Raw genomic sequence first — 11,291 nt, forward strand, 5'->3', positions numbered from 1 at the left:
ACCTTCCTGCTGATTGACTGCGCTGCCTTCGCTTACTGCCCCGGGGGCTGCGAAGGGGCGACACTATAGCTACCCTGATGTGAAGATACAAGCCCTTTTCTGGTATCACCAGGGTCCAAAGTGGTAGCATATCATGAATATCCTCCCTTTGATGACGAATGCGTATGTCTATACAGAACGAAATGCCTGGTTACAAGGATTTAAACCAGTTACTGAACCAGCAGGGAGTCGGTCTGACCCCTGCCGAAATGCACGGTCTGATCAGCGGCATACTGTGCGGCGGAAACAGCGACAGCTCATGGCAGCCGCTGATCCACGACCTCACCAACGAAGGGCTGGCGTTTGGCCACGAACTGGCGGAAGCGCTGCGTAAAATGCACGCCGCAACCAGCGATTCCCTGGAAGACGATGGCTTTCTTTTTCAGCTTTATCTGCCTGAAGGCGATGATGTCAGCGTCTTCGATCGCGCTGATGCGCTCGCGGGTTGGGTAAACCACTATCTGCTTGGCCTGGGCGTAACCCAGCCTAAACTGGATAAAGTGACCGGCGAAGCGGGTGAAGCGATCGACGATCTGCGTAACATCGCCCAGCTCGGCTACGATGAAGACGAAGACCAGGAAGAGCTGGAGATGTCTCTCGAAGAGATTATCGAGTACGTGCGCGTGGCGTCTCTGCTGTGTCACGACAACTTTACGCGCTCGCAGCCGACCGCGCCGGAAGTTCGCAAGCCAACATTACACTAAGAAAAATAACGCACAGGAGGGTGTCATGGTTATCTCCAGTCAAGAGTATTCTCGCCGTCGTCAGGCGCTGCTGGCAAAAATGCAGCCGGGAAGCGCTGCTCTGATTTTCGCCGCGCCGGAAGTGACGCGCAGCGCCGACAGCGAATACCCCTATCGCCAGAGCAGTGATTTCTGGTACTTCACCGGGTTTAACGAGCCGGAAGCGGTACTGGTGCTGATTAAAAGCAATGACACCCACAACCACAGCGTGATTTTCAACCGCGTGCGCGATCTGACCGCGGAAATCTGGTTTGGTCGCCGCTTAGGGCAGGAGGCGGCGCCAGAAAAACTGGGCGTGGACCGCGCGCTGGCCTACAGCGAAATCAACCAGCAGCTCTACCAACTGCTGAACGGCTTGGACGTGCTCTATCACGCGCAGGGCGAATACGCGTATGCGGATGACATTGTCTTCACCGCGCTGGATAAGCTGCGTAAAGGCTCACGTCAGAATTTGTCTGCACCCGCCACCCTGACGGACTGGCGACCGATGGTGCATGAGATGCGCCTGTTTAAGTCTGAAGAAGAGCTGAATGTAATGCGCCGCGCGGGCGAAATCAGCGCCCTGGCGCATACCCGCGCCATGGAAAAGTGCCGTCCCGGCATGTTCGAGTACCAGCTTGAAGGCGAAATTCACCATGAATTTAATCGTCACGGCGCGCGCTTCCCGTCCTATAACACCATCGTAGGCGGCGGGGAAAACGGCTGCATTCTGCACTACACCGAAAACGAAAGTGAACTGCGCGACGGCGATCTGGTGCTGATTGACGCCGGCTGTGAATATCAGGGTTACGCGGGCGACATCACCCGTACCTTCCCGGTGAACGGTAAATTCACCTCCGCGCAGCGTGAAATCTATGACATCGTGCTTGAGTCTCTGGATACCGCGCTGACGCTGTTCCGCCCTGGCACCTCCATCCAGGAGGTTACGGGCGAGGTGGTGCGCATCATGATTACCGGGCTGGTGAAGCTCGGCATTCTGAAAGGCGATGTTGACACCCTTATAACCGAAAACGCCCATCGTCCGTACTTTATGCACGGCCTGAGCCACTGGCTGGGGCTGGATGTGCATGACGTCGGGGCATACGGTCCGGAACGTTCGCGCGTGCTGGAGCCTGGCATGGTGCTGACCGTTGAGCCGGGGCTGTACATCGCGCCGGATGCCGACGTGCCGGAACAGTACCGCGGGATTGGCATTCGTATTGAAGATGACATCGTCATCACGGAAACCGGTAACGAAAACCTGACCGCGACCGTGGTGAAAAAAGCCGACGACATCGAGGCGCTGATGGCGGCGGCACGCGGATGAGCGTAATCATTGTTGGCGGAGGCATGACCGGCGCTACTCTGGCGCTGGCTATTTCGCAGTTAACCCAGGGGCAGCTTCCGGTGCATCTCGTCGAGGCGGTCGCGCCGCAGGCTGCCGATCATCCCGGTTTCGACGCCCGCGCTATCGCGCTGGCGCAGGGAACCTGTCAGCAGCTTGCGCGTATTGGGATCTGGCAGGCGATAGCGGATTGCGCAACGGCGATCGGCACCGTTCACGTCAGCGATCGCGGGCATGCCGGGTTTGTGACGCTGGATGCCCACGATTACCGGATCGAGGCGCTGGGGCAGGTTGTCGAGCTGCATGACGTAGGGCTGCGGCTGTTCCGTCTGTTACAGGACGCGCCTTGCGTCACGCTGCACTGTCCGGCGCGCGTCGCCAGCTTTACCCGTCGTGACGAGGCCGTCAGCGTGACGCTGGACAACGGCACCACGCTGGAGGGGCAACTGCTGGTGGCGGCAGATGGTTCACGCTCCGCGATCGCCACGCAGTGCGGCGTCGAATGGCGCTCTGAACCCTATGGGCAGGCGGCGGTCATCGCTAACGTCTCCACGGCTGGCGCGCATAACGGCAGGGCATTTGAGCGCTTCACGGAGCACGGCCCGCTGGCCATGCTGCCGATGTCGAACGGGCGCTGCTCGCTGGTATGGTGCCATGCGCAGGATCGGGCCGATGAAGTTCTCTCCTGGTCCGACGAACGTTTTTGTTCCGAGCTGCAAAAGGCCTTCGGCTGGCGGCTTGGGCGCATCACCCACGCCGGAAAACGCGTGGCCTATCCGCTCGCGCTGACGACCGCATCGCAGATTGTCTCCCATCGTGTCGCTCTGGTCGGCAACGCCGCGCAGACGCTGCACCCCATCGCCGGGCAAGGCTTCAACCTTGGCCTCCGTGACGTGATGAGCCTGGCCGAGCTACTGGCCCGGACGTGGAGCGAACAACAGGATTGTGGCGCATACTCGGTGCTGAGCCATTACCAGAAACGACGCCATGCGGACAAAGCGGCGACCATTGGCGTCACCGACGGTTTAGTCCACCTGTTTGCCAATCGCTGGGCACCGCTGGTTGCGGGTCGCAACCTTGGGCTGATGGCGATGGAACTGTTCATTCCGGCACGTGACGTGCTGGCGCAGCGGACCCTGGGTTGGGTCGCGCGTTAAGGAGTATTGACCGTGCAAAATGTTGATGTCGCCATTGTGGGCGGCGGAATGGTAGGGCTGGCGCTGGCCTGCGGTTTACAGGGCAGCGGCCTGCGCGTGGCCGTGCTTGAGCAAAAAGCGCCGCAGCCTGTGGCGCAGGATGCACAGCCGGAGCTGCGCGTCTCGGCGATCAATGCCGCCAGCGAAAAGCTACTGACGCACCTTGGCGTCTGGTCTGAAATCGTGGCGCTGCGTGCCAGTTGCTATCACGGGATGGAAGTGTGGGACAAAGACAGCTTCGGCCATATCGCGTTTGACGATGAAAGCATGGGTTACAGCCACCTTGGACACATCGTTGAAAACGCGGTGATCCACCACGCGCTGTGGCAGAAAGCACAGCAGTGCAGCGACGTCACGCTGATCGCACCGGCGAAACTCCAGCAGGTGGCGTGGGGCGAAAACGACGCGTTTATCACTCTTGAAAGTGGCGACATGCTGACCGCGCGTCTGGTGGTGGGTGCCGACGGCGCCAATTCCTGGCTGCGTAACAAAGCGGATATTCCGCTGACCTTCTGGGATTACCGCCATCACGCGTTGGTGGCCACAATCCGCACCGAAGAGCCGCACGGCGGCGTGGCGCGCCAGATTTTCCATAATGACGGCATTCTGGCCTTCCTGCCGCTTGCCGATCCGCATCTCTGCTCCATCGTCTGGTCCTTAGAGCCGGAGAAAGCGCAGCAGATGCAGGAGGCGACGCCGGATGCCTTCAGTCAGGCGCTATGCGTGGCGTTTGATAACCGTCTGGGCCTGTGCATGCTTGAAAGCGAACGCCAGACGTTTCCGTTAACCGGTCGCTACGCGCGTCAGTTTGCCGCGCACCGGCTTGCGCTGGTGGGAGATGCGGCTCACACCATTCATCCGCTGGCCGGGCAGGGGGTGAACCTCGGCTTTATGGACGCGGCAGAGCTGGTGGAAGAACTGCGTCGCCTGCATCGCGAAGGGAAGGACATCGGCCAGCATCTCTATCTGCGTCGCTACGAGCGCAGCCGCAAACACAGTGCGGCGATGATGCTGGCGGGTATGCAGGGCTTCCGCGAGCTGTTTGCCGGAGCGAATCCGGCGAAAAAACTGCTGCGCGATATTGGCCTCAAGCTGGCCGACACCCTTCCCGGCGTGAAACCGCAGCTTCTTCGTCAGGCAATGGGCCTCAACGATCTTCCCGACTGGTTACGTTAATCTCGATCCCCGTCACACTTTATTTTCCCGGCCTCCGCGCCGGGGAAATTTCCTCGTTTGAAATAATCTAATTTCACGTCATTTTTCGCATTAGAAAATCTAATCTAACTATTTTTATGTTACGGAAATTCGGCCCGTTTTTCCGCATGAAATATCACCATCTGCTAAATCCTGTTAGATCATTGTTAATTTTATGCGGGTTTAATCGCATTTTCCCAGTGAATAACTCTGTAGGCTTTTCAGCGATTTTTGGTCATAAGCTAATGTGATGACCCGTTTTACCTTATGGTTAACCGCCGGTTTCGGTGGTAAGTTCAGGTAAAAGAGAACGTTTGCGTCGGCCCCCGATCGCGAGGCCGACACCGGGATTCACGGTGAATTTTTCAACGAGGAAAAGATGGCTCAACAGACTCCTTTGTACGAACAGCACGTGTTGTGCGGCGCCCGCATGGTGGACTTCCACGGCTGGATGATGCCGCTGCACTACGGCTCGCAGATTGATGAGCACCACGCGGTGCGCACCGATGCCGGTATGTTCGACGTGTCTCATATGACGATTGTCGACCTGCGCGGTAGCCGCACCCGGGAGTTTTTGCGTTATCTGCTGGCAAATGACGTCGCCAAACTGAAGACGCCGGGCAAAGCGCTCTATACCGGCATGCTCAATGCCTCTGGCGGCGTGATTGACGACCTCATCGTCTACTACTTCACCGAAGATTTCTTCCGCCTTGTTGTAAACTCCGCCACCCGCGAAAAAGACCTCTCCTGGATTTCCCAACACGCTGAACCTTACGCCATAGACATCACCGTTCGTGACGATCTGTCGCTGATTGCGGTGCAGGGGCCAAACGCCCAGGCGAAAGCCGCCTCTCTGTTCAGCGACGAGCAGCGCAAAGCCACCGAAGGCATGAAGCCATTCTTCGGCGTGCAGGCGGGGGATCTGTTTATCGCCACCACCGGCTACACCGGTGAAGCGGGCTACGAAATTGCCATGCCAAACGAGAAGGCCGCTGATTTCTGGCGTGCGCTGGTGGAGGCGGGCGTGAAGCCTGCGGGCCTGGGCGCGCGCGATACGCTGCGTCTGGAAGCGGGGATGAACCTCTACGGTCAGGAGATGGACGAAGGCGTCTCTCCGCTGGCGGCCAACATGGGCTGGACCATTGCGTGGGAACCGGCTGACCGTGATTTTATTGGTCGTGAAGCGCTGGAGATGCAGCGCGAGAAGGGCACTGAACAGCTGGTAGGCCTGGTGATGAAAGAAAAAGGCGTTCTGCGCGGCGAGCTGCCTGTACGCTTCACCGATGCCGATGGCAATCATCGCGAAGGCGTGATCACCAGCGGAACGTTCTCCCCGACGCTCGGCTACAGTATTGCCCTGGCACGCGTGCCGGCGGGGATTGGCGAAACGGCGGTGGTGCAGATCCGCAACCGCGAAATGCCGGTCAACGTGACCAAACCGATTTTTGTTCGCGCCGGTAAGCCGGTCGCCTAACTATTTTTATCAGGAGAACTTCAATGAGCAATGTGCCAGCAGAACTGAAATACAGCAAAGAACACGAGTGGCTGCGCAAAGAGGCGGACGGCACTTACACCGTTGGGATCACCGAGCACGCGCAGGAGCTGCTGGGCGACATGGTGTTTGTTGACCTGCCGGAAGTGGGCGCAACCGTGAGCGCAGGCGACGACTGTGCGGTGGCGGAATCCGTTAAAGCGGCCTCTGACATCTACGCCCCGGTGAGCGGTGAAATTGTTGCCGTGAACGACGCGCTGAGCGACTCCCCGGAGCTGGTCAACAGCGAACCGTATGAAGGCGGCTGGATCTTCAAGATCAAAGCCAGCGACGAAGCGCAGGTTGCCGCGCTGCTGGATGCGACCGCGTACGAAGCACTGTTAGAAGACGAGTAATCAGTAATCCCCCTCTCCCTTTGGGAGAGGGCAGGGGTGAGGGTGCCAATCTTCCCCTCACCCTAACCCTCTCCCAAAGGGAGAGGGAACTTAAATTCACTGCACGTTTCAGGAACCATCGCTCATGACACAGACTTTAAGCCAGCTTGAAAACCGTGGCGCTTTCATTGAACGTCACATTGGGCCGGATGCTCAGCAACAGCAGGAGATGCTGAAGACAGTTGGCGCGGACTCATTAAACGCACTGATCGGCCAGATCGTGCCAAAAGACATCCAGCTTGCTGCGCCGCCGCAGGTAGGCGAGTCCACGACGGAGTTCGCCGCGCTGGCGGAGCTGAAGGCCATCGCCGGCCTTAACAAGCGCTATAAGTCTTACATTGGCATGGGCTACACCAACGTGCAGTTACCGCCGGTGATCCTGCGTAATATGCTGGAAAATCCGGGCTGGTACACCGCTTACACCCCGTATCAGCCAGAAGTCTCCCAGGGCCGTCTGGAAGCGCTGCTGAACTTCCAGCAGGTGACGCTGGATCTGACCGGTATGGATATCGCCTCTGCCTCGCTGCTGGATGAAGCGACCGCCGCCGCCGAAGCGATGGCGATGGCGAAGCGCGTGAGCAAGCTGAAAAACGCCAACCGCTTCTTCGTGGCGGCGGACGTGCATCCCCAGACGCTGGACGTGGTGCGCACCCGTGCGGAAACCTTCGGCTTTGAGGTGATTGTCGACGACGCTGAAAAAGTGCTGGATCACCAGGACGTCTTCGGCGTGCTGTTGCAGCAGGTGGGCACCACCGGGGAAGTGCACGACTACGGCGCACTGATCGCCGAACTGAAATCCCGTAAGGTTATTGTTAGCGTCGCCGCTGATTTTATGGCGCTGGTGCTGCTGACGGCGCCAGGCAAACAGGGCGCGGATATTGTCTTCGGCTCAGCTCAGCGTTTCGGCGTGCCGATGGGCTACGGCGGCCCGCACGCGGCGTTCTTTGGCGCGAAAGATGAATTTAAACGTTCCATGCCAGGCCGTATTATCGGCGTATCGAAAGATGCCGCCGGTAACACCGCGCTGCGCATGGCGATGCAGACCCGCGAGCAGCATATCCGCCGCGAGAAAGCGAACTCCAACATCTGTACCTCGCAGGTGCTGCTGGCTAACATTGCCAGCCTGTACGCGGTGTTCCACGGTCCGGCTGGCCTGAAACGTATTGCCAGCCGCATCCACCGTCTGGCCGATATCCTGGCCTGCGGTCTGCAACAGAAAGGTCTCAGACTGCGTCATGAACACTATTTCGATACCCTGTGCGTCGAGGTGGCAGACAAAGCGGCCGTGCTGGCGCGCGCCGAGGCAGCGCAAATCAACCTGCGCAGCGACATTCACAATGCGGTCGGCATTACGCTGGACGAAAGCACCACCCGTGACGATATCCTGACCCTGTTCAACGTATTGCTGGGTGACGCACACGGTCTGGACGTTGATACGCTCGACAAAGAGGTTGCGCTCGACAGCCGCTCCATTCAGGAAAGCATGCTGCGCGACGACGCGATCCTGACTCACCCGGTGTTCAACCGCTATCACAGCGAAACCGAGATGATGCGTTACATGCACTCTCTGGAACGTAAAGATCTGGCGCTGAACCAGGCGATGATCCCGCTGGGCTCCTGCACCATGAAGCTGAACGCCGCGGCTGAGATGATCCCAATTACCTGGCCTGAATTCTCTGAGCTGCACCCGTTCTGCCCGGCTGAGCAGGCGGAAGGTTATCACATGATGATCAACCAGCTCTCCGACTGGCTGGTGAAGCTGACCGGGTACGACGCGCTCTGCATGCAGCCGAACTCCGGTGCGCAGGGTGAATACGCCGGTCTGCTGGCGATCCGTCACTATCACGAAAGCCGCAACGAAGGCCACCGTGATATCTGTCTGATCCCAAGCTCTGCCCACGGTACCAACCCGGCTTCTGCCCAGATGGCAGGAATGGAAGTGGTGGTTGTGGCGTGCGACAAAAACGGCAACATCGATCTGGCCGACCTGCGCGCCAAAGCCGAGCAGGCGGGCGACAAACTCTCCTGCATCATGGTGACCTACCCATCCACCCACGGCGTGTACGAAGAAACTATCCGTGAAGTGTGTGAAGTGGTGCATCAGTTCGGCGGCCAGGTTTACCTCGACGGCGCAAACATGAACGCCCAGGTGGGCATCACCTCTCCGGGCTTTATTGGCGCGGATGTGTCGCACCTGAACCTGCATAAAACGTTCTGCATTCCGCACGGCGGTGGCGGCCCGGGGATGGGTCCTATCGGCGTGAAAGCGCACCTGGCACCGTTTGTGCCGGGCCACAGCGTGGTGCAGATTGAAGGCATGCTGACCCGTCAGGGCGCGGTCTCCGCGGCACCGTTCGGCAGCGCCTCTATCCTGCCAATCAGCTGGATGTACATCCGCATGATGGGCGCGGAAGGGCTGAAGCAGGCCAGCCAGGTGGCGATCCTCAACGCCAACTACATCGCAACGCGTCTGAAGGACGCCTATCCGGTGCTCTATACCGGCCGCGACGGTCGCGTGGCGCACGAATGCATCCTCGATATTCGTCCTCTGAAAGAAGAGACGGGCATCAGCGAGCTGGATATCGCCAAGCGTCTGATCGACTACGGCTTCCACGCGCCAACCATGTCGTTCCCGGTAGCGGGTACGCTGATGGTTGAGCCGACCGAATCTGAAAGCAAGGTGGAGCTGGATCGCTTTATCGACGCCATGCTGGCGATCCGCAGCGAAATCGACCGCGTGAAAGGCGGGGAGTGGACGCTGGAAGATAACCCGCTGGTGAACGCGCCGCATACACAGAACGAACTGGTGGCAGAGTGGAACCACGGTTATACCCGCGAGCTGGCTGTCTTCCCGGCAGGTGTGGCAAACAAATACTGGCCAACCGTGAAACGTCTTGATGATGTTTACGGCGACCGTAACCTGTTCTGCTCCTGCGTGCCGATGAGCGAATACCAGTAACGTTGTTCCTGTAGTAACGTAGGCCGGGTAAGGCGAAGCCGCCACCCGGCTTTTTTATTGGGAGAAAAGAATGGCAATTGCACTGGTCACCGGCGCCAGCCGGGGTATTGGTAAAGCCACCGCGCTACAGCTGGCAAGCGAAGGCTACACCGTTGCGGTGAATTTTCATCACAACATCAAAGCCGCGACGGACGTCATTAATCAGATCGTGGACGCGGGCGGTAAAGCCTTTGCCGTACGCGCGGACATCAGCGATGAAGCGCAGGTGATGGCGATGTTCGACAGCATCGATCGCGAAGGTGAGCTGCTCGCCGCGCTGGTGAACAACGCCGGGATTTTGTTTGAACAATCCACCATCGAAAACCTCTCCGCTGAACGTATTAACCGCGTGCTGGCTACCAACGTCACCGGCTATTTTCTCTGCTGCCGTGAAGCGGTTAAGCGCATGTCGCATAAACACGGCGGCAAGGGCGGCGCGATTGTGAATGTCTCCTCGGCGGCATCACGGCTGGGCGCGCCGGGGGAATATGTGGATTATGCCGCCTCAAAAGGGGCGGTGGATTCCCTGACCACCGGCCTCGCGCTGGAGGTGGCGGCGCAGGGCATTCGCGTTAACTGCGTGCGGCCAGGCCTGATTTATACCGATATTCACGCCTCCGGCGGCGAGCCGGGGCGTGTGGATCGGGTGAAGTCGATGTTACCGATGCAGCGTGGCGGTCAGCCGGAGGAGGTCGCCCAGGCCATTGTCTGGCTGCTGAGCGACAAAGCCTCCTATGTCACCGGTAGCTTCCTGGAGCTGGCTGGCGGGAAGTAACGCTACGACGCCAGCCACAGCCGCAGGCGCATTCCCCAGCCGCTGGTCCAGCCGGTGGTGATCGACTTCACTTCACCGTGAGAGATCACCACCAGCGTTGGCGTAACCTTAACGTCCCACTCACGCGCCAGTTCTCCGCTGGCGTCGTTGACCGTGGGCATCGTCGCCTTCTTCTTCCTCATCCAGGTTTCGAGCGTCGCGTTATCGCCCGAGCGCAGCGCAACCGACATCACGTTACCCCCGTCCGCGGCAAGCGCCGCCACCGACGGCGTGGTGTAGCGGCAGACGCCGCACCATGTCGCCCAGACGTAGACCAGCAGCGGTCGCTCCTTACTCATGGCGATAAGATCGACGGGCTGACCGTCGAGGGTGTGCAGTGCCGTCGCGGAGAAATTCTGCGGCAGCGCGGGCTGGCGGAAATAGTCCACCGCCAGGCTCACGGCTATGCCAATCAGCAGCCACACGCCCAGCTCGCGCAGCAGGCGCGGAAGCTTACTTGCCACGGGCGTTTGCCAGCTGTTCTTTGACCAGCCCCTCCAGGTCGTCATACGGAATTGCGCCCGCCACCATCTGGTCGCCGATAATGGTCGCCGGGGTACCCTGAATATTCAGCACCTGCGCCAGGATGAGGTTCATCTTTAGGCTGTCCATGGTTTTATCATCCGTTTTAATGCTGTCCGTTCCGGTCTTTGCCTTCGCGGCGGCGATGCTGGCGTCATCGTGATAGCCCTTTTTCATCATCAGCCGCTGGTGCAGCGCCCAGAATTTATCCGGCGCCTGCTGCCACGTTGAGAGTGCCGCTTTCGCGGCATTTACCGAGCTTTGTCCCTTGAACGGCAGCAGTTTGACGATGAGCTGCACGTCGGGATTTTCCTGCACGATTTTCTCAAGCATTGGGTCGAACTGCTTGCAATACGGGCAGTTGTAGTCAGTGAAGGAGACGATGGTCAGCTTCGGCGATGTCGCGCCGGTTCGCGGGCTGTTGGGGTCGTTAAACAGCAGTTTTGCCAGCTGGTCGCTGGAAGCGTCATCAGAAGGTGCGGCGAAACCGAACGTTGATAACGACAGCAGAAGTAAGGCAACGAAGGCTCTCATG

At 59.2% G+C, this 11,291-nt stretch carries 10 protein-coding genes; 8 read left to right on the forward strand and 2 right to left on the reverse strand.

The genetic code is table 11. From position 1 onward, the window contains the following. Positions 1–164 precede the first annotated feature (164 nt). From IM290_RS04295 to IM290_RS04330, 8 genes are all read left to right on the forward strand, one after another. Positions 165–743, forward strand: coding sequence for a YecA family protein (locus tag IM290_RS04295; protein WP_003860099.1), 579 nt, complete (start codon positions 165–167; stop codon positions 741–743). A 31-nt stretch (positions 744–774) separates the two neighbouring features. Further along, positions 775–2,088 carry a Xaa-Pro aminopeptidase gene (pepP, locus tag IM290_RS04300; protein WP_193041495.1) on the forward strand — a complete coding sequence of 438 codons (1,314 nt, stop codon included), beginning with the start codon at positions 775–777 and terminating at the stop codon, positions 2,086–2,088. After that, the gene (gene ubiH / locus IM290_RS04305) at positions 2,085–3,263 is read left to right on the forward strand and encodes a 2-octaprenyl-6-methoxyphenyl hydroxylase (protein ID WP_193041487.1); all 1,179 of its coding nucleotides are present in this window, start codon (positions 2,085–2,087) and stop codon (positions 3,261–3,263) included. The genes pepP and ubiH overlap by 4 nt, the downstream gene beginning before the upstream one ends. 12 nt (positions 3,264–3,275) lie before the next feature. Continuing rightward, the gene (gene ubiI / locus IM290_RS04310; protein ID WP_193041486.1) at positions 3,276–4,478 is read left to right on the forward strand and encodes an FAD-dependent 2-octaprenylphenol hydroxylase; all 1,203 of its coding nucleotides are present in this window, start codon (positions 3,276–3,278) and stop codon (positions 4,476–4,478) included. 397 nt (positions 4,479–4,875) lie between these two features. Further along, complete coding sequence (gene gcvT / locus IM290_RS04315) at positions 4,876–5,970, forward strand: glycine cleavage system aminomethyltransferase GcvT (RefSeq protein ID WP_003860107.1); 1,095 nt, start codon at positions 4,876–4,878, stop codon at positions 5,968–5,970. Between the two features lie 23 nt (positions 5,971–5,993). Further along, positions 5,994–6,383, forward strand: a complete 390-nt coding sequence (gene gcvH / locus IM290_RS04320; protein WP_006811885.1) for a glycine cleavage system protein GcvH — start codon at positions 5,994–5,996, stop codon at positions 6,381–6,383. A gap of 124 nt (positions 6,384–6,507) precedes the next feature. After that, positions 6,508–9,381 (forward strand): aminomethyl-transferring glycine dehydrogenase, encoded by a 2,874-nt coding sequence (gene gcvP / locus IM290_RS04325; RefSeq protein WP_193041485.1) that lies wholly within the window; start codon positions 6,508–6,510, stop codon positions 9,379–9,381. A gap of 70 nt (positions 9,382–9,451) precedes the next feature. Continuing rightward, the gene (locus IM290_RS04330; protein WP_193041484.1) at positions 9,452–10,195 is read left to right on the forward strand and encodes an SDR family oxidoreductase; all 744 of its coding nucleotides are present in this window, start codon (positions 9,452–9,454) and stop codon (positions 10,193–10,195) included. Positions 10,196–10,197: 2 nt separating this feature from the next. Here the strand turns inward: IM290_RS04330 and IM290_RS04335 are convergent, their stop codons facing one another. Beyond that, positions 10,198–10,698 (reverse strand): protein disulfide oxidoreductase, encoded by a 501-nt coding sequence (locus IM290_RS04335; protein WP_193041483.1) that lies wholly within the window; start codon positions 10,696–10,698, stop codon positions 10,198–10,200. Further along, entirely contained in the window at positions 10,688–11,290 is a 603-nt protein-coding gene (locus IM290_RS04340; protein WP_017692711.1) for a DsbA family protein, read from the reverse strand. Before IM290_RS04340 ends, IM290_RS04335 begins: the two co-directional genes overlap by 11 nt. Position 11,291: the final 1 nt, after the last annotated feature.

The sequence above is a fragment of the Enterobacter cloacae complex sp. S1 genome, assembly GCF_014930525.1.
Lineage (GTDB): Bacteria > Pseudomonadota > Gammaproteobacteria > Enterobacterales > Enterobacteriaceae > Enterobacter > Enterobacter hormaechei_C.

Coding starts and splice junctions, on each gene's coding strand:
- ubiH (WP_193041487.1), top strand. CDS start 2,085: ATGAGCGTAATCATTGTTGGCGGAGGCATGACCGGCGCTACTCTGGCG.
- gcvP (WP_193041485.1), top strand. CDS start 6,508: ATGACACAGACTTTAAGCCAGCTTGAAAACCGTGGCGCTTTCATTGAA.
- IM290_RS04330 (WP_193041484.1), top strand. CDS start 9,452: ATGGCAATTGCACTGGTCACCGGCGCCAGCCGGGGTATTGGTAAAGCC.
- gcvT (WP_003860107.1), top strand. CDS start 4,876: ATGGCTCAACAGACTCCTTTGTACGAACAGCACGTGTTGTGCGGCGCC.
- IM290_RS04295 (WP_003860099.1), top strand. CDS start 165: ATGTCTATACAGAACGAAATGCCTGGTTACAAGGATTTAAACCAGTTA.
- gcvH (WP_006811885.1), top strand. CDS start 5,994: ATGAGCAATGTGCCAGCAGAACTGAAATACAGCAAAGAACACGAGTGG.
- IM290_RS04340 (WP_017692711.1), bottom strand. CDS start 11,290: ATGAGAGCCTTCGTTGCCTTACTTCTGCTGTCGTTATCAACGTTCGGT.